This window comes from Candidatus Nitrospira salsa, from assembly GCF_965152625.1.
Genome location: NZ_CBCUCO010000002.1, coordinates 1,341,500 through 1,368,086 on the forward strand (window position 1 = coordinate 1,341,500; position 26,587 = coordinate 1,368,086).

At 47.3% G+C, this 26,587-nt stretch carries 18 protein-coding genes; 5 read left to right on the top strand and 13 right to left on the bottom strand.

Translation table 11 applies throughout. From position 1 onward, the window contains the following. Positions 1-60: 60 nt before the first annotated feature. A complete protein-coding gene (locus tag ACWQXP_RS08020; protein WP_454062302.1) occupies positions 61-930 on the bottom strand; it encodes a hypothetical protein in 870 nt (289 codons plus the stop codon). A gap of 661 nt (positions 931-1,591) precedes the next feature. Here ACWQXP_RS08020 and ACWQXP_RS08025 point away from each other — a divergent pair. From ACWQXP_RS08025 to ACWQXP_RS08035, 3 genes are all read left to right on the top strand, one after another. Next, entirely contained in the window at positions 1,592-2,962 is a 1,371-nt protein-coding gene (locus ACWQXP_RS08025; RefSeq protein WP_454062303.1) for an MFS transporter, read from the top strand. A 110-nt stretch (positions 2,963-3,072) separates the two neighbouring features. After that, positions 3,073-4,158, top strand: coding sequence for an acyltransferase family protein (locus ACWQXP_RS08030; protein ID WP_454062304.1), 1,086 nt, complete (start codon positions 3,073-3,075; stop codon positions 4,156-4,158). A gap of 540 nt (positions 4,159-4,698) precedes the next feature. Then, entirely contained in the window at positions 4,699-5,232 is a 534-nt protein-coding gene (locus ACWQXP_RS08035) for a peptidylprolyl isomerase (RefSeq protein ID WP_454062305.1), read from the top strand. An 87-nt stretch (positions 5,233-5,319) separates the two neighbouring features. Here ACWQXP_RS08035 and amrB read toward each other — a convergent pair whose 3' ends face one another. From amrB to ACWQXP_RS08065, 6 genes are all read right to left on the bottom strand, one after another. Further along, on the bottom strand, positions 5,320-6,570 hold the full coding sequence (gene amrB, locus ACWQXP_RS08040; RefSeq protein WP_454062306.1) for an AmmeMemoRadiSam system protein B: 1,251 nt from the start codon (positions 6,568-6,570) through the stop codon (positions 5,320-5,322). Between the two features lie 180 nt (positions 6,571-6,750). Next, positions 6,751-7,755 carry an ABC transporter ATP-binding protein gene (locus ACWQXP_RS08045; protein WP_454062307.1) on the bottom strand — a complete coding sequence of 335 codons (1,005 nt, stop codon included), beginning with the start codon at positions 7,753-7,755 and terminating at the stop codon, positions 6,751-6,753. A 68-nt stretch (positions 7,756-7,823) separates the two neighbouring features. Further along, on the bottom strand, positions 7,824-8,789 hold the full coding sequence (locus ACWQXP_RS08050; protein ID WP_454062308.1) for an ABC transporter ATP-binding protein: 966 nt from the start codon (positions 8,787-8,789) through the stop codon (positions 7,824-7,826). 8 nt (positions 8,790-8,797) lie between these two features. Next, a complete protein-coding gene (locus ACWQXP_RS08055) occupies positions 8,798-9,778 on the bottom strand; it encodes an ABC transporter permease (protein ID WP_454062309.1) in 981 nt (326 codons plus the stop codon). Between the two features lie 43 nt (positions 9,779-9,821). Next, positions 9,822-10,784 carry an ABC transporter permease gene (locus ACWQXP_RS08060; protein WP_454062310.1) on the bottom strand — a complete coding sequence of 321 codons (963 nt, stop codon included), beginning with the start codon at positions 10,782-10,784 and terminating at the stop codon, positions 9,822-9,824. Between the two features lie 81 nt (positions 10,785-10,865). After that, positions 10,866-12,998: an ABC transporter substrate-binding protein gene (locus tag ACWQXP_RS08065; RefSeq protein ID WP_454062311.1), complete on the bottom strand. Its 2,133-nt coding sequence runs from the start codon at positions 12,996-12,998 to the stop codon at positions 10,866-10,868. A gap of 802 nt (positions 12,999-13,800) precedes the next feature. Here ACWQXP_RS08065 and ACWQXP_RS08070 point away from each other — a divergent pair. After that, positions 13,801-15,807 (top strand): response regulator, encoded by a 2,007-nt coding sequence (locus tag ACWQXP_RS08070; RefSeq protein ID WP_454062312.1) that lies wholly within the window; start codon positions 13,801-13,803, stop codon positions 15,805-15,807. Between the two features lie 19 nt (positions 15,808-15,826). Here ACWQXP_RS08070 and ACWQXP_RS08075 read toward each other — a convergent pair whose 3' ends face one another. The 3 genes from ACWQXP_RS08075 to ACWQXP_RS08085 form a co-directional block, all read right to left on the bottom strand. Continuing rightward, entirely contained in the window at positions 15,827-16,132 is a 306-nt protein-coding gene (locus ACWQXP_RS08075; protein WP_454062313.1) for a Rieske (2Fe-2S) protein, read from the bottom strand. Between the two features lie 37 nt (positions 16,133-16,169). Next, entirely contained in the window at positions 16,170-17,069 is a 900-nt protein-coding gene (locus ACWQXP_RS08080; RefSeq protein ID WP_454062314.1) for an Mrp/NBP35 family ATP-binding protein, read from the bottom strand. A 183-nt stretch (positions 17,070-17,252) separates the two neighbouring features. Beyond that, positions 17,253-17,456 (bottom strand): hypothetical protein, encoded by a 204-nt coding sequence (locus ACWQXP_RS08085; protein WP_454062315.1) that lies wholly within the window; start codon positions 17,454-17,456, stop codon positions 17,253-17,255. 752 nt (positions 17,457-18,208) lie between these two features. On the opposite strand from ACWQXP_RS08085, the gene lgt reads away from it, so the two are divergent. Further along, a complete protein-coding gene (gene lgt / locus ACWQXP_RS08090; RefSeq protein WP_454063008.1) occupies positions 18,209-19,006 on the top strand; it encodes a prolipoprotein diacylglyceryl transferase in 798 nt (265 codons plus the stop codon). Between the two features lie 278 nt (positions 19,007-19,284). Here the strand turns inward: lgt and ACWQXP_RS08095 are convergent, their stop codons facing one another. From ACWQXP_RS08095 to ACWQXP_RS08105, 3 genes are read right to left on the bottom strand one after another with little or no spacing between them, the layout of a single operon-like run. Continuing rightward, on the bottom strand, positions 19,285-19,755 hold the full coding sequence (locus ACWQXP_RS08095; RefSeq protein ID WP_454062316.1) for a tetratricopeptide repeat protein: 471 nt from the start codon (positions 19,753-19,755) through the stop codon (positions 19,285-19,287). A gap of 26 nt (positions 19,756-19,781) precedes the next feature. Then, positions 19,782-23,192 (bottom strand): UvrD-helicase domain-containing protein, encoded by a 3,411-nt coding sequence (locus ACWQXP_RS08100; protein WP_454062317.1) that lies wholly within the window; start codon positions 23,190-23,192, stop codon positions 19,782-19,784. After that, positions 23,185-26,430 carry a PD-(D/E)XK nuclease family protein gene (locus ACWQXP_RS08105; protein WP_454062318.1) on the bottom strand — a complete coding sequence of 1,082 codons (3,246 nt, stop codon included), beginning with the start codon at positions 26,428-26,430 and terminating at the stop codon, positions 23,185-23,187. The genes ACWQXP_RS08100 and ACWQXP_RS08105 overlap by 8 nt, the downstream gene beginning before the upstream one ends. Positions 26,431-26,587: the final 157 nt, after the last annotated feature.

Here is a 26,587-nt window from a genome sequence, read left to right on the forward strand (position 1 = left end):
TGGTCAAATGAATGCAGTTCTCACCACCCTTGCCACCCTTGTTCGGGCAGACGGTGAGATTTACCAGGAACGCGAAAGATCTTCGTCATCATCTTCCATACCTGAATCGTTATCGCGAAAAAATTTCTCGGTTCCGAGTTCATCAGAGAGATCATCGGTCAGATCATCATCATTTTCGTCATCTAGTCCTCTGGGAAAAGCATCATCTACAAACTCGTCTGCAAGATCATCAGTCAATTCATCCAGATCATCATCGGCATCATCAGCACCTTCTATCGTGAGTTCATCCACTTCAACATCAGAATCCGTGTCAAGGGTCGTTTTGGGCGATTTCAACGGCCTCAATGAAGTGCTTTCTGCACTCAGAACTGCGACTAATGGAGACTTCGCAACCTCTTCTTCAGTAAGAATCTCCTCCCTGCCTTTCTTCGTAACGACTTTTTCGCGAACCGCCTTTGATTGAGGAGGCTTCTTCACTGACTCGATGGAGCGAGACTTCTCAGATGATGACTTCCTTTTGGTTTTTGGAGGTGATGGCGAAACATTGGATTTCGTTGTGACCTTTTTCATTTTGGGCTTGGTTTGGCTTTTTACGATTTTCGACGGTTTGACGATTTTTTTCACAACTTTTTTCTTCACAGTTTTGGTTGTCGGTTTCTTTTTTGTCGCCTTTTTGGGTACAACTTTGGCTGATGACTTTTTCAGACTCGTGGTCTTGGTTTTCTTGGCCAATTGAGGCTTTTTTGTTGTTTTGGTGCTTTTGGTGGCTTTCTTTTTCGTGGCAGGCTGACGTTTAGGCTTTGTTGATCCTGCCTTTTTGCTTGTCTTCGCTTTACTCTTAGATTTCGTTGTTGACTTCACTCGACCCATGGATGACTTAGCCTTTGACTTGGGCTTGGCTTTCGACTTGGGCTTGGCCTTCGTTGCCATTAGCGAACCCTCCTAGTGTAGTGTTTCACAAATTCGTGATATCGCCTAAGAAACATCAAGGCTGGCATCCTATAAGAATCAGACAGCAAGACAGACAATCTGGAAGGTTGCATCGTGATCGCCGCCCTTCAGCCTTACAGAGGGCTTCCCCCCTCCGCATCATTGACAGATAGACCGTCTCTTGAATTCCTGCACATCAGGAAAGACCATAAGCCATGACGGTTATGCCGACTTATTCCCCTCGTGCGTATACATCTATGGTCACTTGCAGTGAGGCCTTTCGCCTTCTTAGGTGGCTCCCATCTACCATGGACCGCCTACGTGTTTCAAGAAAAGATTTTCAAAACGCAAAAAACATTCTACGGTGCGACCAAAGGATGAAAGCCTGTGATACAATGCCACGGCCTGGAAAGACCAACTCCAGTCTTTCACCTGTATCAAAGCACTGAATACAGCAAGATCACGAAGTCCCTCTCTATTCCTTTCTGAGCATGCATAGGGTCAAGCACCAAGTCATCACTCACGAATCACCATCAATCATCATAACCCTCGGCACGAAAACGCCCACGCAGGCTATTCGCATATCTCTTTACTTAGCGAAATTTCATCATAACGTCAATGCATGATGACCAACCGTATTCTCTAACGACGAATCTCGACGATGACTTCTTACACAATCACTGAACCGCCAACTCGAACACGATGGAAAATTCTTGGACTTCTCCTTCTCATTAGCATCGTCACCTATATTGATCGAGTCAATATCTCAGTCACGGCTCGTCAGATGATGCCCGCCCTCGGGCTGACCGATATGCAAATGGGATGGATTTTTTCAGCATTCGTCCTTGGGTATGCCGTTTTCCAAATACCAGGCGGATGGCTTGGTGATCGCTGGGGGCCTCGTCGCGTTCTCACAGTTGCCGTCCTTTGGTGGTCAATATTCACGGCACTCACGGCACTTGCCCCGACTCTTTCAATAACCAACGTCATCGGTGTCATTGGCTCTCTCATGCTCGTCCGATTTCTCATTGGTGTCGGCGAAGCCGCGGCTCTCCCCAACTTCAACAGATCCGTTGCCAACTGGCATCCCCCTCATGAACGCGGCCTGGGCATCGGCATTACCATAGGAGGAATCGGAGTCGGCTCAGCACTCACTCCACCAGTCACCGCTTGGATTATGGTCAACTATGGATGGCAAACTGCATTTTATGCGGCTGGAACGTTGGGAATCGGCATTGCGCTTCTCTGGTATTGGTATGCAACAGATCACCCACGGCAACATCGACATGTGAATGAAGGGGAGGCGCTCTTTATAGAAAAGTCCACAATACAGGGTCACCAAAAAACCCACAATTCAAGTTCCCACCCAACTTCACCACAAAAGGATGCACCAGTACCTACAGGAAAGAACCCTAGGGTTCCATGGAGTGCCATTATTCGGACCCCCACAGTATGGTGGCTGGTGCTGAGCTATACATGCCTTGGTTATGTGGCCTATGTCTACATGTCATGGTTCTATCTTTACCTCGTGAATGTCCGTGGCTTTGATGTCTTACGCGGAGCGTTCTTTGCGTCAGCACCATTCCTGGCCATGGCGATCTTCTGTCCATGGGGAGGATGGGTCACGGACAAAGTAACTCAGACTCGTGGACTCAACGTCGGACGAGCAAGCGTTGGAGCAATCGGAATGATTCTCGCCTCACTCTCAATCGTGATTGGCGCGAATAGTCAAACCCCATTTTGGGCAATTGGCATGCTATCACTCGGCGCCGGTTGGCTGTATTTCACGGTTGGCGCTTTTTGGGCAGCCACAACTGACCTTTCGAAAGCACACGCGGGCACACTCTCTGGAATGATGAATACCGGGGCAAACCTCGGTGGCACCATATCACCAACTCTCACACCTTGGCTGGCTGAACAGTTTGGATGGGCCGCAGCACTAGGAGCTGCGGCTCTCTTGGCGTTTATTGGGGGAATGTTATGGTTTTTGATTCGACCTGGAGATGGTCTACGGCAAACATCAAAAATATAAGGTCACAGTGAGGATCCTGACACCGATTCTCCGCCAAGACGATCGTCAAACTGCTACACTAGCGCCGCGATGCCGAACAGTAGCCTCAAAACACGGATAACGATAAGGACATGACAACTTTTCTAGCGACTGGATATAAACCTCAACTGGACAGCCTGCGCGCATTGGCTGCCTTTGGGGTATTTATGCAACATTTCCTGGATGAAGAAAACCTCTTTCGCACAACAATTCCAATTGGGGACCTTGGGGTCCGCCTGTTTTTTGTCTTGAGCGGGTTTCTGATTACCGGCCTCCTTCTTGATGGGAGAGATCAAGTTGAAACCTTTCGCCGACCAACCCCAACACTGTTCATACATTTTTATGTACGGCGCTTCTTACGGCTCACCCCGATCTATTACCTTGCTCTCCTTCTTATCCTCGTCTTTACAGCAACGAACACTTCCCAACTATGGTGGTTCTTTGCCTATCTGCAGAATATTCACTTTACCCTTAACAATGAGTTCACGATTGCTGATCACTTCTGGACACTCGCTGTTGAAGAGCAATTTTATCTCTTTTGGCCATTTGTCATTCTGTTTGTCCCAAGAACCTACATTTTCTCTGTCGTCTTAGTTGCGGTCATCATCGGCCCACTGTTTCGTCTGCTCTGTCTCAGCATCGGGCTCACACACTTCCAGGGAAGTATGCTCATGCCAGCACACCTTGACACACTCGGGATCGGCGCACTCCTCGCGATTCTGTCACGCAAGGTGGAAATCGACAAGTTTCAGCTACAGCGAATACTCATCATCAGTTGCAGCATAGGGTTCTTGCTCTTGAGTAGCGTATTGATTTCAAAAATTATTGATGCACCATCGTCCATTGAATTCGTTCTAGGGGAACTCGGAGCTGGATTATTGTTTATCTGGATCATCGGTAAAGCCGCAGAGGGATTTATTGGACCAATAGGTTTCGTACTCAATCAACCCATCCTTATCTATCTCGGTCGCATTAGTTATGGAATGTATGTGATCCACCTATTTGTTCCTGACCTCCTCAACGGCATCGGCTTGATGTCCCTACTGCCTCACGTCTTCAATCATGATGAATGGATCCGTTTATTCCTGTTCAGTGGGGTATCGATTCTGCTTGCGATGGGATCATGGCATCTGCTTGAAAAACCCATCAATAACCTCAAACGCTATTATCCAATGTAAATCGACGCCGATAGCCCTTTCAAATATTTCCTGCCTTGGCTACCTCAAATCGATGCGTCAGGGGGAGAACCGGGATCAACGCTCAATGCCTATTCGGCTCCCTGGCAGGTACGCAACAATCGTAGCCAAGGCTACCTCAAATCGATGCGTCAGGGGGAGAACCGGGATCAACGCTCAATGCCTATTCGGCTCCCTGGCAGGTACGCAACAATCGTAGCCAAGGCTACCTCAAATCGAAGCGTCAGGGGGAGAACCGAGATCAACGCTCAATGCCTATTCGGCTCCCTGGCAGGTACGCAACAATCGTAGCCAAGGCTACCTCAAATTGATTCCTCAGGGAAAGAACAGACTCTAACGTCGGATACTTATGAGTCCCTGCCAGTAATTCACAGCGATCGGAGCTAAGGTCTCAACTGAAAATGAATTGTATTCGCTACAGCACTTGCGTGAAACCTCATTCAGTACATTTTAAGATTCACTCTCTTAAGACTTCCTCTACCTTGATGAGCTACACCATTACTTGATAGAGTCTTTTCCATTATGTCGGATACACCTAATTTTCAATTCCAGAAAAAAAACCCAAAAGCGACCATCTACACCAAACTTGGGAACATTGAACTTCGCTTTTTCCCTGATGCGGCCCCACGGCACATCGAAAATTTTATTAATCTGATCAAGATTAAGTTTTACGATGGCACCACCTTCCATCGTGTGATCCCGGGATTCCTGATTCAAGGAGGCGACCCGCTCAGCAAAGACCCCAATCGCGCCCTTCATGGCACCGGTGGTCCTGGCTATAGCATTCCCCCGGAAACGAGTGACTATCCGCATCGACGAGGTGCGCTCGCGATGGCCAAAATGCCACGAAATGAAGATCGGACTCGTGACATCAATGACAATGGCTCACAGTTTTTTATTTGCGTAGAAGATTCTGGAAGTTTAGACCGGATGTACACCGTGTTTGGAAAAGTCATTCGAGGCATGGCCGTGATCGATCAAATCGTCGCTGGCGTCACAGACGATCGAGATAATCCACTTGAGCCCATTGAGATGACGATGACAGTAGAAGAATAAAAAAACGTATCCGACTGCTCGTAGTTCGTTGAAAAAGTCCTTCAGTATCTTACGAGCGACGTTTCACGAGATACGAGCAACGTTTTTTCAAAAAAACGTGATACTGGCATACGTCACCGTTGAGTTAAACTGATCGGTGATACCGCGATCATACCGCAAAACTTCCCCTTTCTCAGCCTGAATCAATTTCATCAATAGGAAAATAGTCGAAAAGCCCATGATGTGACGCGCATCTCCTTCTTCTAAGATAAATTGCGCAAACGCTTCGGGGTTCATCTCTTCAACTTTTTTCAGCATTTCTAAATCCGTTTGCATACAGCGATGAAATGAAAAGTCTGTCGGAGGTTTATTGTCGCCGTAGCGCAACCCGATATGGGCCAGACTGGCGCTACCAATGACGCACACCTCTTGACTCGTCGCCGCGATCGAACTTTTTAGCGACACTAAAAAGGCATCTATTTTTTCAAAGAGCGGTTTCAGCTCAGCATCCGCTAACGTGGATGGTGGAAACGAGCAGAGAACGGGCACGATTGTCACTGGCCTCTGACTTCCAATCGTGTGCTGCAAAAACGGCAATTGGAATTCGATACTATGTTCCTGTTCGTGTCGGATATCTTCTTCAAAAAACTGTGCCCCACCATTGGCACGAAAATGCTCAAGAATCGGTTTATTGACAGGTAAGACCCCTAGCGGCGTCTCAAAATCCTTATCCGTCACGGCGATGCCATGCTCCAAGTCAGAATGACACGTTCCAAGCACGATAAAGACATCGGGCGTCACGGCCTCGCGCAATTCCTTATACCCCCAGGCATAAATAGGGCCAGCTTCCTTCGGTTCGTAATTCGGAACGACCATCGCCTTGATTTTTTCTCCTTGATGATCTGACGGCTTTTTTTCCGGTCCCTCTTTTGAATCAAAAAAACTATCCAATTGTTGCCGTAAAGCATCAGGGTCGGCCTCATAGCTCTTTCCTGCAAAGACGACTTTTCTGACAGGAGTTTGCCGATAGGCCGCAATCGCGTTCACTTTCGCTTGTTCACATCGCTCTCCTTCAAGAAAAAGCTTATCCTCCAAATCTTCCACCAGTCGGGTCAACTTGTCAGGCATCAGAAACTCACCATATTGCTTTAAATACTCGGCACCGACTTCTTCCAAAGAATGTTCTCCATCAAAAAATTGAAACAAGAAAAAGAAGTTTAAGGGGATGACTAATTTTTCTTGAGAAAGTCGGGAAGGATCCCAGAGCAGGATATATTGTTCCTCTCCCTGTTTGAGGGGCGAATATTGTAAATTGCGTAACGATGGATAGTGCTTGGGATTTTTTGTTGTACTCGTCATGATCTATTAAGGCTCCTTCTCTGATACATCGCCAACTAACACACAGATAAAAAAGGACAGCTGAAGCAAAGATTATACGAGCCCCACCAGGAGGGCAGCAACCGAGAAGAATAAAAAAATTGACAAGAAAGCGATAAGAAAAGCTCTCTCATCCGGACTTTAACATGATTTAGAGGACAATTACGTATGCAAATGACACCAGACCTGGTGCCCTTGTTCTGCAGGACCAATTTGAATCAGCGGCGGTTCAGTCGTCTTACACACATCCATCACTTCTGGACAACGGGTGTGAAACCGACAGCCAGACGGAGGATTCAGTGGAGAAGGCACATCGCCTTCCAAAACTATCCGTTCAGCGCGCTGTGACGGATCTGGGATAGGATTCGCGGATAAGAGGGCTTGCGTATAGGGATGCTTAGGATCACGAAATAAGGTTTCAGTTGGAGCGACTTCGGCTAACTTTCCGAGATACATCACAGAAATCCGATGGGCGAGATATTCCACAACATTCAAATCATGGGTAATAAATAAATAGGCGAGCTGAAACTCCTGCTGAAGATCTTTGAGTAAGTTAATGATCTGTGCCTGAATCGAGACATCCAATGCCGAAACGGCTTCGTCGCACACAATAAACCGTGGACGTAACGCTAGGGCTCTCGCAATGCCGACTCGCTGCCGTTGTCCACCAGAGAACTCATGCGGATAGCGTGAATGATGCTCTGGACGAAGACCAACACGTACCAGCAGTTGGTCGATTTGATCTTGCAAATCTTTGCCTTTGGCTAAGCCATGAATTTTCAGAGGTTCGCCAACAATCGATCCAACAGTCATTCGCGGGTTCAAAGAACTATAGGGATCTTGGAAGATAATCTGCATATGTCGACGAGCCTGTCTCATCTCCTTCGAATCGAGATGGAAAATATTTTTCCCTTCGAAAAGCGCTTCCCCTGCTGTTGGTTCCATCAGACGAAGAATCGTTCGTCCCACAGTCGTTTTTCCACACCCCGACTCACCCACTAGCCCAAGAGTTTCACTCTCTTGAATCGTCAGACTGACATCATCGACAGCTTTTACCCATGCAGACGTCTTTGAAAATACTCCGCTTCGTACTGGAAAATACTTTTTCAGGCCGTTGACTTCAAGGAGCGGCTGGTCATTCAGGAGTCCACGTTGACTGACTGTCATAACAATTGTATTCCAAGTTCCCAATCAGAATTTTTCACTTTCAACTTTTCCTTGCTTCACTGAATGGCTCACGCATGCAGCCAACATGATGTCTCATGACCGGACTCAATTTGAATGAGCGGTGGTGGTTGTTCCGAGCAATGCTCTAAGACTTCCAAACATCTCGTGGAAAAATGACACCCTTTCGGATACTGCAAGGGGGAGGGCACCGTCCCTCGAATCGACTCAAGCCGCTTCCCCCGCTCACCAGGTCGTGGAAGGGAGTTCAGTAGGGCCTTGGTATAGGGATGCGAAGGGTTTTTGAACAGTTGTGCGACACTCGCCCGCTCCGCAATCTTACTCGCATACATGACGATTACATTTTGGGAAAACTGTGCCACCACCCCTAAGTTATGCGTAATGAGTAAAATCGCCATTCCCATTTCCTCTTGAAGACTTTTTAGAAGATCCAAAATTTGTGCCTGTATCGTGACATCAAGGGCCGTCGTCGGTTCATCAGCAATTAACAAATCAGGTTTACAGGCTAAGGCCATGGCAATCATCACTCGCTGCTTCATACCTCCCGACATTTCATGCGGATATTGATCGATACGACGTTCAGGTGAAGGAATGCGGACCTTATCAAGCAACTTGAGCACTTCTTTTCGAATTTCACTCGCGGAAAAATCGGTGTGAATCTGCAACGTTTCTCCGATCTGATTTCCAATCGTAAAAACGGGATTCAACGAAGTCATGGGTTCTTGGAAAATCATGCCAATAGACTTTCCACGAATCTTGCGCATCCCCTGCTCCGGCAAATCCAGGAGATTTTGTCCTTTAAAGAAAATTTTCCCACCGACAATGCGTCCCGGCCTATCGACCAACCGCATGATGGAAAAGGCTGTGACTGACTTGCCACATCCTGATTCCCCGACCAACGCAAGAGTCTCACCCGGTTGAATTGAAAAGCTCACGTCTTCAACTGCCCGAATCTCTCCTTGGTCGCTAAAGAACGAGGTCGAAAGATTGGTTAATTCGAGAAGAGGTTGAGGCATAGGAATCATTAGCGACTTCGAAGTTTAGGATTCATCGCTTCACGGAGACCTTCTCCGACTAAATTAAACGCCAACACGACGACAAATATGGCAATCCCCGGAATAAAGAACAGCCATGGTGCATCAAAAATAAATCCTTTTCCGCCGGATAGAATATTTCCCCACGTCGCAAAGGGTGGCTGCACCCCAAAGCCTAAAAAACTGAGCGCCGATTCCGTCAAGATGGCTGTCGCAACGCCAATCGTCGCTGACACGAGGACTGGCGCAATGGCATTAGGAACCATGTGCCTAAAAATAATGCGCTTTTCTGGTAACCCGAGAGCGTGAGCTGCCGTCACAAAGTCCTGTTCACGGAGTGAAAGAAACTCCGCTCGAACGAATCGACAGGTTCCCATCCAACTGGTCAGCCCAATGACAATCATAATATTGTAAATGCTCGGAGGGAGTAAGGCGACGACAGTCAAAATCAAAAAGAACGTTGGGAAACACAGCATGACATCGGTAAAACGCATGATGAGCGTATCTACGGAAATAAACCATAACTTGACCTGTCCGTAGTAACCGGCCAATCCTCCGAACAGAATACCGATAAATACGGAAATCCCCACCGCGATAAACCCAATCGAGAGCGAAACAAACGAGCCTTGCAGCATACGAGAAAACACATCACGCCCTAATTCATCGGTCCCGAAGACATACACCCCGAACACCGGTTGTTCTTGTAGCGCCACAACTTCAGCCGAGGGAGGGGAAAACGGTGGCTGAAACTTGTCGGGTAACCGAACGACTTCGGCGTCAAACACCACTATCCACTCTGTCAAGACCTTTCCCGCGACCGCTGCAATGAGGAGAAACGCCAAAATGATTCCACCGGCAACGGCCATGCGGTCTTTCTTGAAAATTCGAATAAATTCTTCCCAGGGTGTTTCATGCGGAAGAAGCGGTTCGTCTTCTAACACCGTATCAGTCGTAAGTGCCTGTTCAGTCATACAACGATCACTAACTCTCGAAAAACAGACTAGGGTGATTGAGTCATTGCAGTCGAATCCGAGGATCCACAACAGCATATAAAATATCTGACAAGAGCGTTCCTGCAAGGGTCAACACGGCCGCAATGAAGTTGATGGTTAAAATGACCGGGAAATCTCTGGCAAGAATCGCTTCGTATCCAAGACGCCCTAACCCGGGCCACGCAAAAATCTGCTCAAAGATCACTGATCCACCAATTAGACCAGGGAGCAGTAATCCAAACATCGTCACAAAGGGCAGTAAAGCGTTCCGTAAGGCATGTCCATAGACCACCGCATCCTCTTCTAACCCTTTGGCCCGAGCGGTCCTGACATAGTCTTGACTAATGACTTCCAACATTTGCGATCGGACATATCGAGACAACACCGCCACGCCCAAGACCGCGGACATCAACGAAGGAATGACTAGGTGCCACACGCGGTCCATTAGACGAAACGCCGGTTGCGCATCCTCCATCCCAAAGGTTTTCATCCCGATGACTGGAACACCAAAGACTTCAACAATCCAGAGGATCATAATATAGGACAAGAAAAATCCTGGAACGGAAATCAGGGCATAGGCCACCAACGTGCTTGACCGATCATACACGGCACCACGTCGCATGGCCGCGTAAATACCGGTTGGAAAGGCAAATGTCCAAATCAGCAATGTGGCACAGATAAAAAGCGGCAGTGAATTCAGAAAACGATGCCATATTTTTGGTAAAACAGGCTGGCTATCTTTAAAGGACTTCAGTTCACCATTCACTAAGTCCTGGACCCAGTAAGCATACTGAAGGTACAGCGGATCATCTAAGTGAAAGGCCGCTCGAATCCTGGCTATGTCTTCAGGCTTCATTCTTGGATTGGCCGGATCCACTTCGCTTGGCTCTCCTGGGGCAAGATGTATCACGGAATGCGCCACGATCGACACAATGACGAGCAGGACAAGACGCTGGAGAACGTTGCGTGTAATGAAAGTCCACATGATCTTATATCGATATTCGTTCCATGATTATACGCAAGAAAAATCAAAAAGAAATGCGATCCCCCTGCCCTTTCGTTTTCATTAAAAATCTGGAGTGAACGCGAGCTTCCTCCACTTATGAAAATACACCGATACATCACCTGACTTCGTTGGATAAATTTTGGAGTACGTCTCTGCCCCATTTTCATCCTTGTCAACAAGCACAATTTTCTTATCGAGGACAAGCGTCGTGAGCGGGGCATACAAAAAGGTATACGGTTGATCATCATGAATAATTTGATGCAATTGATGAGCAAACTTCCGTTGACGGTCGCGATTATATTCTTGCCGAATACGCACGATCAGCTCATCAGCCCGAGGATTGCGGTATCCCACAAAATTCAGCTGTTGCGGCCCAGCTTGGCTGGAATGCCAGATCTGATAAAGATCAGGATTGATATCCATGCTCCATCCCAGGACCACCGCATCAAACTCTCCGGTATTCACAAAGTCTTTTAAAAACACCGTCCATTCAAAGTATTGCGTGCGACATTTGACGCCTATTTTCTTCCAAGCATTTTGGACAATGGTCATAATATTTTGTCGAATGGGATTGCCACTGTTGGTGATGAGATTAAATTCAAAGAGCTTTCCATCTTTCTCTAACCACCCGTCGGCATTTTTCCGCCATCCCATCTCTTCAAACAACTCTAAGGCTCGTTGGGGATCATAGGGAAGCGGTTCAATTGTCTGATCATACCATTCGGTATTTTGAGAATACGGTCCAGTCGTTCGCTTGCCTTCTCCATACACGACATACTTCAAAAAATCCTTCACATTCACGGCCATGCCCAACGCTCGCCGAATCTTCGCCTCGGCAAATAAGGGCTTGCGGTTATTATAACCAATGTACGTATACGCAAACCCCATACTGGAAAATGACTGATACGACGGAGCATCTTTATATCGCGCAACCTGATGAGGCTGAGCGACATAATAGTCAATCGCTCCGGACAAAAATTCCATTTCCTGTGTCAACAAGTCGGGAATCACCCGCATGTAGTATTCATGATATTCAGCCGGCCCGTCCCAATAGGCTTCAAATCGCTGAAGCTGGATAAACTCATCCCCTTGCCAATCAACAAACTGAAAACGGCCGCTCCCGATCGGCTGTCGATTAAAGAGACTGTCGCGCATCCCAAAATTTGCTTGAGCCTCTTCCGACAATTCACGCTCCTGCATTTCCTGATTCATGGCCTCTTGATTGAGGAGATGCTCGGGCAGAATCCCCATCGTCCATGCATCAATCGCTGGCGAATACAGTCTTTTGTAGACGACATTGACCGTATGCGCATCAACCACTTCCACCGACTTGATGGGTTCGAAGTTCGATGTCCGCGGCGACAAATTTTTGGAGTCCATAATGGCATCATAGGTAAATTTGACATCACCTGCGTCAAATTCGTGTCCATCATGAAAACGTACGCCTTTTCGAAGATGAAAAAGAATATGCGGATTATGCTCACTGACGGGCAACAATTTCGGGAATTTCGCCTCGAGTTTGCTTTGAAGCTCTGGAGCGATTTCAGACTGGATCGATACATACTGATCATAAGCCACATCGTCCCAATACCATTCCCCAACGACAGGAGCCAAATGCCGGAAGAGATCTTGATCAACATGATCCAACACAAACTCAATTCGTTCAGGAACATTGATTGACAGGGAGATGTTTTCAATCGACGGATTCCCATCTTCATCCTTTACCATTAACGACACGACTTCATTCCGTTCTTCGGGAGGCAAAAGACGGATTGAGATGACATGGGAACGGACATCGGCAAGAGACCGATGATTAAGGCGACGCGTCAATCGGCGCACCAGCTCCTGACCGGTTACAGGTTTTCCATCAGGGAAACGGTATGAATCTCGAACCAGTAGATACGCTTTTTCCGTAATGGCCCAATCTGTCGCAAGACGACCGCGCAACTTTAAATCCTCATCCAGGTCTAACAATCCTTCGAACATATGATTCGTAATAATGGCACTCGGAAGATCTGCATTTAAGATAGGGTTAAGTATTTTTGCATCAGCAGCAGATCCCTCAATATACGTGACAAGACGGTTGGGGTTCCCAGCCGCTTGGTTTTCGTATGTGGGAACCCAGAAGTATGATTGAAGGAGAAAGACGGTAAGGATAAAAGGAATGAAGAGCAGTATTCGTTTAATCGTCATACAAATGAAAACGTGGCCACAAACAGGAATGATCGAGGGGATTTAATAAATGGTAACAGGAAACCTAGAAATGACGCTACTCAGTCACAACGAAAAACCTCATGTATCCTAAACGACGAACTGGAGCATGTTGTTCGTCAAACACCATGAGCATACTGATGGGAAATCGTACCCAGACACATAGCAAATTTCATGGTAAATTTCCTGCTTCTGTCCACATCCGCCTTCCTCCAACTCCACCTCCTCCAATGGGTTAGGATATAAAGATGTTTCCAGGCTATACGGTTCAGAGCAAGAAACTCATGAAATGTTTTCTCATGTGGTACATGAACCTATCCAAACTCAGCAGAGACGGCGTACATGCCAAGACAGACGATGTCCATTACGCTCTATTTACTCTTACGGCTCTCCCCTACACATTGTACTACAGACTCACTTCCTACCCAATCTATTGTTAAAAATATATACATGACAATCCTGGGCCTCAGATAGAGTTGACGAAACGCTCACACCTTTTTTGTACCAAGATAGAAACCAAATGAACATCAAAGAAATGTTGTCTATTGAACCAGAAGACCTGATCAGCTAAGATTCAAACTTATTGCCTCTCTTTTGTTGATTAAACAGAATAACCTTCATCATCAGTTAGGAGGTACAGCACTTCGATATTTCTCGCATACCTTTTCTTTTTCAATACGCCCCAATACCCTTTCCTCATCTACTTCTGCAGTCCTTCTGTACTCATTGATATTCTCCTAGAACACAACATTTTTCTCACTCCTGACTCGGAAGGGGCGCTTGCATGAATACGCATCGACAGGCATTCACGATTCTGGTGGTAGATGACAACCCCGGCCTCAGTATTCTCATTCAAAAATATCTGCATCGAGAAGGTTTTACCACCATCGTCGCTCAAAGTTGCGCTGAAGCCCTCACATGGCTTTCCCTACAGCACGCAGACCTCATGCTTCTCGACCTCCAACTCACAGATAGTCATGGAGCCGACCTCATTCAGTCTCTGGAAGAACACCAACAATTACCGCCCTTTATTGTCGTAACTGGACATGGCAATGAACGGCTTGCGGTAAAAATGATGAAATGTGGTGCACGCGATTATGTCATCAAAGACGACATGTTTCTTGAATTGCTCCCATCCGTTGTCATTCATACCTATGAACAGCTTCGACGGGAGAGTCGTCTCTTAGCTGCTGAAGAAGAATTAAATACGGAACGCGAGCGTCTGGCTATCACCTTAGCCTCCATTGCCGAGGGAGTGATCACCACGGATACGAGCGGACGCATTACGTCCATGAACCATGTCGCAGAAACACAGACAGGGTGGACACAACTCGAAGCGATTCGCCAGCCAGTTGAAAAGGTGATCAATCTCGTCCAGCAACATAATATGACATTTAGGGAAAACCCCGTTCAGGAAGTCCTTGATACTGGGAAAACGCTTCATCCGATCCAACACCGACTCCTGTTTTCCCGAGACGGAGTCGAACGTACCGTCGCGACGAGCACCGCGCCAATTCAACGACATGATAAAACCCTACTCGGCGTTGTGCTTGTACTTCGCGATATGACAGACCGCATTCGTGTTGATCAAGAATTGTTAAAAGCCAGCAAACTCGAATCTCTCGGGATTTTGGCTGGCGGCATTGCGCATGACTTCAATAACTTGCTCACGAGTATTCTTGGGAACATCTCTCTATCAAAGGTTTCACTCAACCCTCGGACCGAATCCTACGGGTACCTTTCAGAAGCCGAGCAAGCTTCACTTCGAGCAAAAAGTCTCACACAACAACTGCTCACATTTGCGCAAGGCGGGGCACCAGTCAAAAAACCCATTAATCTCGAACCAATGATGACCGAATCAGTGACCTTTGCCTTACGGGGGACAAAAAGTCGATGCCACGTTTATCTCCCCGTCGATCTGTGGAAGGTTGACGCAGACAGAAAACAACTCAGTCATGTTATCCATAATTTGGTTCTCAACGCGCATCAAGCCATGCCGAGAGGAGGCATGGTGACCATCCGGGCTAAAAATGTCGTTTTTCGTCCGAACGACATTGAGCACAAGATCGCCATACCTTATGGACGCTATGTACAAATCGTCGTGGAAGATCAAGGAATTGGAATCCCTGCAGATTATCTGACTCAAATTTTCGACCCATATTTCACAACAAAACAATCAGGAAGCGGCCTAGGTCTTTCCACTGCCTATTCTGTGACAAAAAATCATGGAGGCACGATGACAGTGTCATCCGAGTTGGGTCAAGGAACCCAACTACGGGTGTATTTACCGGCTTCGTCAAGCCAAGAGAACACAGACGACATGACCGTACCCCCCTCGATAATGGGAGCAGGAAAAATTCTTGTCATGGATGATGATGATTCTGTCCGCTTGCTGTTGGAAGAAATGCTTAATCACCTTGGCTATGAAGTCGAAAGCGTTCCAGATGGTGATAATGCGATCATTCGCTACCAACAAGCCAAATCCACGCAGCAAGGTTATTCTGCCGTCATTCTCGATCTAACGGTTCCAGGAGGATTAGGGGGGAAAGACACGTTGGAAAAACTTCGGCAGATCGACCCTGAGGTTCGAGCCATCGTTGCCAGTGGATACTGTAACGACTCTCTGCTCTCACGGTATACCGCATTTGGATTTCTTGGAATGGTCGCAAAACCTTTTCAGTTAGGCGAGCTCCGTGAAGTCCTGCATCGGGTCACACGACATGGAAGAACAACAGCGCAACACGGAACAGATCATATGTCTGGACATGAGGTTCAGCAGAAGACGCGTTGAAACCGTTGACTATTTCTCCTTACACTTCAATTTTGATGTCTGAGCCATCAACAATGACTTCATAGGTTTTTACGCACGCGGCAGGGTTATTTGTACAGGCTCCCGTTTTCACATTATATTCCCACCCATGCCATGGACAAGTCACAATCTCTCCAGCCAAATCACCTTCGCCTAACGGACCTCCGCGATGGAGACATGTATTATCGATCACACGGTACGATCCCTCAAGATTAAATACGGCAAAACTTTTATCCTGAACTTCTGCGACAAACCCGCTTCCTGGAGAAATCTGTTCCGTTTTTGCAATTGAGATAAGGTCACCCATTACGCTTCCTCCTGACAGTTTCAGAGAATGGCAAAAATTACTTCTTGTCCAATGGCTTTTTAATTTTTTGCAACAAGCTTGAGATCGATGGGGCCCCTTCCTGATCATCAGATGAAGAGCGCATGGTTTTCTCAATCAGCGTTGCCGCGATCGCCTTCAACGCTTCCGTTTGTGGCGATGAAGGGTTGGCGATCACGATTGGTTTGCCCACATCTCCGCTATGACGAATCTCAGGATCCAGCGGAATACTCCCGAGGAAGGGAACTTCAAACTTTCGAGCCGCCTGCTCCCCACCACCATGTGAAAAAATGTCTGTTCGTTCACCGCAATGCCCGCACACATAATAACTCATATTTTCAATCACTCCCAAGATAGGCACATTCACTTTTTGAAACATGACAATGCCTTTACGCACATCCTGCAGGGCAACCTCCTGCGGAGTGGTCACGGTAATCGCACCGGTCATTGGAACGAGCTGCGCCAACGTCAACTGCACATCTCCGGTGCCCGGCGGCAAATCAATGAGTAAATAATCCAACTCTCCCCACACGACATCACGAAAAAATTGCTGGATCGCTGAGTGAACCATCGGACCTCGCCATACCACCGGCGTTTCTTCTGGAACAAAAAACCCCATGGAGATGACTTTGACGCCATAGCCTTCTGCTGGAAGTATTTTTTTATCATCCTTTCCCGGAGGCTGAGTAATGCCCATCATGGTAGGAATATTCGGACCATAAATATCAGCATCCATCAACCCAACTTTTTGACCGGCTAAACTTAAAGCCACCGCTAAATTAGCCGTGACGGTCGATTTCCCAACCCCGCCCTTTCCGCTGCTCACAGCAATCACATGCTTCACCCCTGGAATAGGATTATCTATCGGTGCGGTTGAATCAACTGATGGTTCACTGGATTTCGAACTTTCTTCAGACATGCGTTTAGACTCCCTTTACTCGAAAAATCGTTTATAGAATGACACCCGCGCCTCACGTGGCGAGGGCGGGAAAGTAGCAATTATCATCTCCCTGTGTCAGTGACTTCAGGACACGAGTAGACGATGTAGCAGGGCACGACCTTCAATGAATGAATTGACGGGCATTACGGGCTGGCATTGGGATCATCCAAGTTGTGTGGCAAACTTTTTTCGCGACCGACCAAGTAGCGGTTCGTGATGACATTGTCGGTTAGCAGAAATGACAGGATCCAAAATTTCTCCGCAGAGAATACAACGCCACCCTGAAAACTTTAATGCACCTGTATCATCTGCAACATCCTCAAATCTATCGCTCACCATCACGCCTTTACACCGTGGACATTCCATTTTATGCTCCTGACTTCGTATGAGATTCGTTGAAAAATATGAAAGCGAAAGTTGCGAGTTCGCCGCATTATGTAGAATATTATAAAGTAATTGTGTTTCCTTATCATTACCTGGGTTAAACCATTGATTTAAAAGACTATTATTTGCCCTCGATCATGTCAATACGTCAATGTCTCATCGCGCGGTCTCGTTAATCTCCTATCTAAGGCAATAAAGTCGAATAACTCTACGTTCTTACTTGCTCGATATATTGTAAATTATCATTGTGATTCTTGCGTGATCATATATTTACTTGAAATTCTTATCCCAATCATGCCTTGAGCATTTTCAAAATAATCCCCATCTATAATTTCAAAAGTACCCAGATATTTCTATCTGGCCTTCTATCGCGCATGAGGAATCAACACATAAAATTTATAGTTTGGACCTCTATGTAAGCAAAGACTAGCCCTGCGCTTCGATTTCTAACAGGCACAGGTTCATCAAAAAATAACGATTGCAGGACTTAGGGAAGCGAAAATCTTACAATGCCTTTTTAGGCTCACCCGATCCCCCCACAACTCTGCACTCGCGTTGCGAGCGTATGTCGCCCTTGCAATCCATTTTCGTCATACCTACTATGCAGACCATGGCAGAATGCCTTTGAATACGCTTCGTATTATTCGTTGCGAGACAATCGAGCTAATGAAAACCATTGTTGATTTTCCCTTATCACGAAAAGGAATTTATTTGTAATGGAGTATGTGTTCGCCATCCCCTACCCGGAAATTGACCCCGTTTTTTTTCGGCTTGGACCATTAGCATTTCGTTGGTACGGCCTCATGTACCTTCTTGGGCTCGGGGCCGCCTACTTTCTCATCAAATCACGAGCCTCACATAAAAATCTTTCCTTATCAGCCGAACAACTTTCCGACCTCATCGTCTTTGCCGCATTTGGCGTCTTTCTCGGAGGACGATTAGGCTACATCCTATTCTACAATCCAGCATTTTACATAGAGAACCCCCTGAAAATTTTGGCCGTATGGGAAGGCGGCATGTCTTTTCATGGCGGTCTTGTCGGTACCTGTGTCGCGCTTTGGATATTTAGTCACCGCCGAGGATTTCCGCTATTATCCATTGCTGACCTGGCGGCAGGAGCCGTACCTATTGGGTTAGGATTTGGAAGGTTGGGAAACTTTATTAATGGGGAATTGTATGGACGGGCAACGGATGTCTCATGGTGCATGGTCTTTCCACAAGGTGGACCTGCCTGCCGACACCCATCTCAACTGTATGAAGCTCTGCTCGAAGGTCTCTTACTGTTTTTGATACTCACCGTGATCAATCGGCGACAAACACCTCCCGGCACGATCTTCTGGAGTTTTTTAATTGGCTATGGATTCGCGAGATTCTTTATCGAACAGTTTCGTCAACCAGATAGCCACATCGGATTCCTCTTCAATACATTGACTATGGGCCAACTGTTGTGTCTCCCCATGATTCTGATAGGGACAATCATGTTACTCAGAGGATACTGGACATCAAAGACGGCTTATAGCCGTTTCAAATAATTACCGGTGCTTGAGGCGCAGTCTAGACGACTTTTCATTAACACTCCAGAGACAAACCGTTCTCACCATGTGGCAACCACTCCATCCCTGTGAGAGGCATACAACAATCGTCGCCTAGGCTTCCTTTTCCTCAACTGGACTTGGACACATTTAAACCGTATGTGAAATGGCTGATTGAACGATCGACGTTGAAAATCTGTGAAGAATGCAAGGCCTTCCAGCCTATCGCGTCCAAGCCTATCAGCTTGAAAGCAACTGGATTCGCTATAACACCATCATCAACTGCCTACTCCGCCATATCCACCAATTCCTCCGCCTCCACCAATACCTGGCAGTACGGGAGCCGTCGTATTCTCCCTTGGTTTATCAGGGACATTGCCGTAACGACGTAACGGAGGAGAATTCCAGATGACCTTATTCCCTGGAGCAAGATTGGCGGCCTCAATATAATGCTGTCTTGCTCGTTCTGGATCTCCGAGCCGCTCTAAAGCCAGAGCCAGATTGTAGTGCGCTTCCGCTAATTCTGGATCAGCGTGCACAGCTTGCTCAAACTCCACGATTGCGGCTTCCCACTGTCCTTCAGAAAATCGTAGATTACCCTTATTGATTGACGTTAAAGCCGTTGGATGTGTGCCGCTTGGGGCATCCAACACCCGTTGAGGCATCGGATCAGGTTGACTCGTACAGCCAGGCCCGCTCACCAGGCCTCCGATGATGATCATCAACAATCCAATCTGCTTCGCATTCATTTGACACCTCTTCTTTCTGCGCATTCTTAGACGTGAACCATTTGCCCAAGACGTAAAAAAATAAATTGACATTGCACCTCATGCAATCCCAAACACTGTCGGGCCGCATGTTTATAAATCGCTGCTTGCTCTTGATAGGATCGCATACGGACAGGAATATCCTTCTCTTCTATGCGATCAGTTTTATAATCAACAATTCCAATCTGCTGGTCGAGTTCATACACAAGATCAATGACCCCTTCCATCACACATGTCGTGTCAGTTATAGCCATTTCAGAGTTCCGCACGCAATCCCAGGGAATGGTAAATGGGACTTCACGACCTACTATGGTGGCGCGCTGAAGCACCTCATAGACGGGAGAGGAAAAAAACGTCTTTAACATTTCATACACCTCACCTTGAATGTCATCTCGCTCCTTCTCCCAATCGTCAAGAATATCCCGCGTACACACTTCGACAACCTGCCGTTTGAGCCTATGATGATTATGAGAAAAGTCCCATTGTTGGAGTACACGGTGAGTGAGGCTCCCGACTAACGTCCCTCGTCCACGACGCCTGCTTTCTATATCCTCAGATTTCTCCATGTGTGCCCCAAAATTCTTGCGAGACGTTGGCGTAAGATAGGTTGGGCTTGAGATATGTTCTTTCCACGCACCGTCTCGTACCGTCCAACTCTGAAACCAAGGCTCCAGAGTCATCGGATCTGTTAATTCGTAAGTCATCGGACCTGCCTTAGCCTCCTGCGCATCAGATGACGCGATAAATGTCTGAGGAATAGATGTTGAACGAAGAGTCAGATGTTCACAATCATGACTCCCCACGGTATCGGTCGTGACTTCTTGAAGAAGACGAAGAAAGGTTCCCGCCGCCTGCCGTTTAAGAGCCCCACCAGACAACACCAAACGTTCTCGCGCCCGAGTCATGGCAACATACAACAAACGCCGCTGTTCAGCTTCTTCTTTGATCCGCATCTTCTCTTTGGTCAGCACTCGCCCTAATGACGTATATGATCCAATAGACACTCCAACAACTTCCGTTGCCCAATCACACGAGACTGATGGGCCATCAGAGCCTGCCTGGGAACCATGATGAAATCCAGGCAAAATGACAATGGGAAACTCCAGCCCTTTCGCCTTATGAATCGTCAAAACTCGAACCGCATCAAGGGATTCTTCGGCAAGCGACCGTTCTGCCTCACTCGGCTGCTCATGTAATCTAGTCACGAGCAGCTTCACAAATCCTGAGAGCGTCAGAGAAGGTCGATCCTCCATATCCATTGCCATTGATCGAATTTTTTGTAGATTCGCCACAGCCTGCTCTCCATGCCGGGACGCCATCGCCAGTTCAAGGACTGGTAAGCGAGTGAAGATGAGGTCGAGGGCCTGCCCCAGTGGATACAGAAATGCCTGTTCATGCAAGTTAGCAAGCGTGCCATAGAGCTGCTTGATCGTCTGTTTTTGAGAACCCTCCCACCGATCAAGTTGTGCGGAATCACGGCAATCAAACGCATTCAATTGTCGCAGATCGTAGACCTCTCGATCATTCAACCCTCCAATGGGAGAGCGTAGAATTCCGAGCATCCCAATGGCATCGCCCGGTTGATCAAGTACACGGAGCACGTTAATCAAATCAATAACTTCCGGTCTTCGATAAAAATGTTTTTCACCATCCGTAATATAGGGAATTCCATGTCGTTGCAAGGCTTCAAGATACACGTGAGCCTGGGTGAGCTTTCGAAATAACAACCCAATATGTCCGGGCCTCACAGGCCCAGACGTTCCTGCGGTTTCTATGGTCACTTCACCTGTCAGTAATTCTTCTTTCATCCAACGAGCCAGTTGCTCCGCTTCCAGCCGAGTCACCGTAGAAGCATCAACATCCTCTTGTTCTTCCTCGGTCTGAACAAGACGGAGTTCTACTCCTGGTGAGTGAAGCATATCGTGACGATACGAAAATAGCGTCAACGGAATATTTCCTGGCTGTATATGTTCCCGTGGTTGGAACAACCGATCAAACACATCATTCACCACAGTGAGGATCTGACCATGACTACGAAAATTAGTCGTTAACTCATACACGACACCTCCGTCACTCAAGACTTTTCCAAGGACATGATCAAACGCCTCAAGATCAGCACCACGAAAGGTATAAATGGATTGTTTGGGATCGCCAACGATAAAGAGTTTTCCAGGAGTCAACTGAACGGACCGCCAATCCGATGTACAGGCGTCTCGTGTTTCACACAAATACAACACGATTTCATATTGAATCGGATCAGTATCCTGAAATTCATCTACTAAGATCGCATGATACTCGTGTTTGAGACGTTCACGCACGGCAGGATAATCACGAAGTAACGCTCGAGCACGGATTAAGAGTTCCTGAAAGGTTATCCATCCATCATTGATAAATTGCTGTTGAACATTCGCCACGAAAGGGATCAAGGTCTCAAGAAGGTCGTGAATGAGCGAGTGGTCAACCGCAAAGATTGATTGCGCGAGACGAATCAAGGCACGGGCGTTGGAAAAATCTTCTTCCAGCCAACCCTGCGGCATTTTCCCTAAATTGGCAGACAACAGGTCCTTGTCTGTATTGCCAAAGGTCTTCACACCATCCACCCCCTGCTCAAGAAGAACAGTCAACACCTGTTCTGCAACAGCCAGTGCTCGTTCAACTTTTCGTGGTTTGGGTGCGGCATACGATGTCAACAGCATTTTCGCACAATCGCGTTGCGAACTGAACCACTCACGAAGACGGCCTGAAACCTCAGTCGATTTCGTTTGTTCCAACAACAGATCAAGCGAAGACGTATCAAGTGAAAGATTAAATGCCAACTCACGAAAAGACCCAAGCGGGATACGTGGAAGAAGCGTTCTCCATCGTTCATGCTGCGTTCCAGATTGTCCGAGTTCATCATCAATCCATGCATCCCATTCACGCGTGAAATATTCATTGAATCGAGAACCATCATCTTCGTGAAAGTTTGGCGGCACCCCACTTTCTAAGGGATTCAGTCGAAGAAGGTGTGCGGCAAAACTATGCAAAGTCCCAATCTGTGCGTGTTCCACATCCTCTAATGCGGCTTGAGCTCGCGCGACTATCTCATTGGACGAAAGTCGAAAACTTTCCTGATATCGCAACATTTGACTATGAACAAGGGCAGACTCACTTTCTGCCTGATCCCAATTCACGAGATCAATCAGTTGGTCTCGAAGACGCATCCTCATTTCTGTCGCCGCCTTGTTTGTAAACGTGAGAGCAACAATTTTGGTGATTGGAATGGGATTCGGCTCTCGCAACAACGCTGACAACAACCGATTCACTAAGAGCGTCGTCTTCCCCGTACCTGCACCGGCCACCACCACCACATTTTGCTCAAAGTTGCTCTCCGCCAAACGACGAACGGAAAAATCTGAAATCGTTGAAGAATCAATCACGGAGAATCTCTTGCTTTCTCATTTGACGAATCTGTTTGGTCTGACTCGATCGATACGACCGAATCCACGTCGTCTCATGGAACCGCCGGCAGGCAGTCGATACCGGGCAATGTTTGCAATACTCACCAGGAAGGATGAAATATTCGCCCTCGCGAATTCCATGAACAAGGGTCAACAGTGTTTTGTGAAGTTGTGGTCCTGCATTTGAAATCCATGACGCTCGGTCAAACACCGCGCGGGCTACCGAAATTTCTCGATTGGGCGCCAGATAGACAAACTCGACAGATTCCGGTCGAAAGGGCTGGAGAGATTCAGCCGTATCATCGTGAATATTCAAGACAGACATTAATGAATACAAAGGAGGCTGAAGAGCGTACCCTCTAATTCCTGAAGCCAGTAAGTCTCTCTCTTGGGGCTGTCGCTGTGAACTGACTTTCAATTTATAATCGACGATACGAAAGGTTTCAGCCGTCTGGTGACGATCCACCCGATCTAACCGGCCATGGATCTTAAGCGAATTCAACTTGGGATCCGACAGATCAACATGCCCTTCAGCCTTCACTTCAACAGCAAATGGACGAAACCCACTGATCAAATATTCCTGTTGACTCGTGTCAATTTCTTCCATCACTAATTCGTTGATGACATCCTTGAAAAGCTGCCACATTAGCCAATACCCCGTGAAGCCTGTCGCCGCATGTGACGTCAACACCTCATCGATGAGCACAGCAATGAGGGACCGCGTGGAATGTGAGGATGACTGTTGATCTGGCCATCCATCTTGAATGAATCGCACATAGACCTTTTGCAACACGGCATGATAGAGAAGTCCCATAACCGAAACCGGCAATTCTTCGGTCTTGCGATTTCGCCGATCATTCATTCCAAGAAGGTGAGAGGCATAATAGCGAAAGGGACATTGAGCATAGTGCTCAAGAGAAGTCGGCGAGATACCTTGAACCGTCAAACGCTGCCAATGTGCATCGATAGGCCCAACTATGCCATCATGGACACCGGGCATGGTCATGGGACGTTCAATGGCAGCGATCGCAAACATTCCTTGTTGAAAGATCAATGAGTTCCGGTCCGCGTGATCAAGAAGTACAGAAGGATCACGTCCTTGTTGAATGAGTTTCAGGGCAAGTTCCTCACGTGTGAGGATGCTGTCTCGAAAAAGGTGATCCTCCAGCCTATCTGAAAACCGTCTGGCAAGTGACCACTCCGGAACAGGATGGTCCAAACTCTCGTATCGTGCCAGTTCCCGAAGGAATAAGGATGGAGCTAATGGACGCCCCTCCTCATCCGCACGTTGGTAGGAAAGATAGAGTCGGTCCTGTGCAGCCCGATGAACAAGTGCAAACAACAGTCGTTCTTCGTCATAACCTGCATGTTTTTCATCGATTTTATACCCTAATGTTTCAGCCAAGACTCTTCTGTGTCCATCTCGCAAAAAAGCATCTTCTCGGATATACCGTGGAAAAACTTTTTCATTGAGACCCAAAATAATCACGGCACGAAATAGCAACCCACGAGCCGCCATTGCATCAAGTACACGAACGCCGCGATACGGCCCCGGAGCAAGAGGTTGCGAACATTCCTGAATGACACGTTGTAAAACCTGAGTCCATTCTGCCCACGTGATCGTCTCTTGAACCCCATCAAGCTGTTTAAGTAGCTCAAAAATATGTTGAATTGATTCAGCCAGGGACTCATCGGAAACGGTTGCAAAACCAGGTTGCCCCGCATCACCCCGGATTGATAATGACAAGTGCTTTTCAATCAACTGCTTGTACGCTTCAGTCAGTTCCGCGACATGTCCCAGCGATGGTAATGCCCCACAATCATCGATGAGTTCCTGTGCCAGCCGGTCTAATTCGCGTGCCGAGGCAAGAAAAATAGGTGAAGACAATGTGCTATTTTTTACGAACCCACCGTCATCAACATGACAGGCAGCCCTCTCTACGATAGTCGAGAACCTCGCCCATTGCTCTATTCCACGCACAATTCCTAACGTGTGAATAATTTCATCCCACCGATCTGAATGCCATAACGATTGTGCCTGCTTGCCACAGCCGACCTGATAGTGTGGAGACCTGAGCACATCGATCATGTCACTGGCAGGAAATCGATTGACAGGCAGGTCAGCGAGTTGTAGAAGAAGTTTGATCCCCGGCTCGTGAATAATTGGCTGTACAGCTGACGACGTAAACGGAATTCGATGTTGTTCAAAGAGACGGTTGAGCATGGATTGATAGGCCTCCAGCGAACGAGTCACAAGGCCGATGTCTTCAAACCGATATCCATGAAGTTCCCTCAAATTTAGGATTTCTTTACAGGCCAGCGTTAGTTCATCTTCCGCTCCAACCGCATTCATCACTTTGACCGACCGACGACCCATCGGACTTTGAGATTGTGTAAATACAGAATGTGCTGACAATTCAGATGTCTCACCGCGGACAGCCCCTGCCAACAAATGACGATCATGAAATCGTCGAGCAAACGCAAAAGCCGGATCATCAATACAGGGGAAATAGACACTGACATCTGCGAATTGAGTCACCGTCTCAAAAAACGACAGTTGAATTTGTGTGAGATCATAAAAACCGTAGTAGTAGATACGCGTGAGTCGAGCCAGAAATGCAGAATGCGGAACATGCGGGATCACCAATGACGTCAGATCATCCGGGCCGCCAACCTGTAATCGCTGTGTCATGACAGCCATGGCTTCATACAGTGAACATAACGTTCGGAGTCCGTCATCTCCCCCGGATTCAAAAAGGCCTTCATCAACAGCTTGCCGAATCACGGACGGAGGAATCATTGCATCTTTGAGGTCACGGATTGTCGACCACAACGCGGCACACAAACCGGGCGACAGATTCAATTCACTCGCCGGCAGCAAGTCTGCCTGTTGAGATCTCAGTATGAACTCTAGATACTGTCGAAATGTGAACTCTGAGATCAATCGAAAGGCTGGCGCTTCAGTAGTAGATGGGACCTGCGGAATCAGCTCATCATACAAGCGAAGCGCTAACTGATGAAACGTGAGAAAGTGCACATCATAGAGGGCTAACCCCTGCTCAACACAAAGCAGCCACTGAAGACGGCGACGAAGAACTTCTGATGGAACGATAATGGCCAGAGGGGTGTAGGAATTGGCAGATTTCTGTTTTCGAATCTCTTCGACGAGAGATGGTTCTAAAACAGGTTGGAATGGTCCGGTCACAAGGTGAAACATGTGCAACCAATATGGAAAAGTCTAAAGTCAGAAGAAGATAATGATACGGGGACGGGAAATGTGTGAAAGGGAAAACTCTACAAACAAGCAACTATCGTCGATTCTCTTAACCTGCACAAAACAGCATAGGATATTGCGAGACAAACAACAATGACAC

What these genes read in the sequence shown, in the direction of transcription:
- ACWQXP_RS08055 (WP_454062309.1), bottom strand. Translation starts at nt 9,778, where the DNA reads ATGACTGAACAGGCACTTACGACTGATACGGTGTTAGAAGACGAACCG.
- ACWQXP_RS08020 (WP_454062302.1), bottom strand. Translation starts at nt 930, where the DNA reads ATGGCAACGAAGGCCAAGCCCAAGTCGAAAGCCAAGCCCAAGTCAAAG.
- ACWQXP_RS08085 (WP_454062315.1), bottom strand. Translation starts at nt 17,456, where the DNA reads ATGGAATGTCCACGGTGTAAAGGCGTGATGGTGAGCGATAGATTTGAG.
- ACWQXP_RS08065 (WP_454062311.1), bottom strand. Translation starts at nt 12,998, where the DNA reads ATGACGATTAAACGAATACTGCTCTTCATTCCTTTTATCCTTACCGTC.
- amrB (WP_454062306.1), bottom strand. Translation starts at nt 6,570, where the DNA reads ATGACGAGTACAACAAAAAATCCCAAGCACTATCCATCGTTACGCAAT.
- ACWQXP_RS08095 (WP_454062316.1), bottom strand. Translation starts at nt 19,755, where the DNA reads ATGAATGCGAAGCAGATTGGATTGTTGATGATCATCATCGGAGGCCTG.
- ACWQXP_RS08080 (WP_454062314.1), bottom strand. Translation starts at nt 17,069, where the DNA reads ATGTCTGAAGAAAGTTCGAAATCCAGTGAACCATCAGTTGATTCAACC.
- ACWQXP_RS08070 (WP_454062312.1), top strand. Translation starts at nt 13,801, where the DNA reads ATGAATACGCATCGACAGGCATTCACGATTCTGGTGGTAGATGACAAC.
- ACWQXP_RS08050 (WP_454062308.1), bottom strand. Translation starts at nt 8,789, where the DNA reads ATGCCTCAACCTCTTCTCGAATTAACCAATCTTTCGACCTCGTTCTTT.
- ACWQXP_RS08075 (WP_454062313.1), bottom strand. Translation starts at nt 16,132, where the DNA reads ATGGGTGACCTTATCTCAATTGCAAAAACGGAACAGATTTCTCCAGGA.
- ACWQXP_RS08035 (WP_454062305.1), top strand. Translation starts at nt 4,699, where the DNA reads ATGTCGGATACACCTAATTTTCAATTCCAGAAAAAAAACCCAAAAGCG.
- ACWQXP_RS08030 (WP_454062304.1), top strand. Translation starts at nt 3,073, where the DNA reads ATGACAACTTTTCTAGCGACTGGATATAAACCTCAACTGGACAGCCTG.
- ACWQXP_RS08105 (WP_454062318.1), bottom strand. Translation starts at nt 26,430, where the DNA reads ATGTTTCACCTTGTGACCGGACCATTCCAACCTGTTTTAGAACCATCT.
- ACWQXP_RS08060 (WP_454062310.1), bottom strand. Translation starts at nt 10,784, where the DNA reads ATGTGGACTTTCATTACACGCAACGTTCTCCAGCGTCTTGTCCTGCTC.
- ACWQXP_RS08025 (WP_454062303.1), top strand. Translation starts at nt 1,592, where the DNA reads ATGACTTCTTACACAATCACTGAACCGCCAACTCGAACACGATGGAAA.
- ACWQXP_RS08045 (WP_454062307.1), bottom strand. Translation starts at nt 7,755, where the DNA reads ATGACAGTCAGTCAACGTGGACTCCTGAATGACCAGCCGCTCCTTGAA.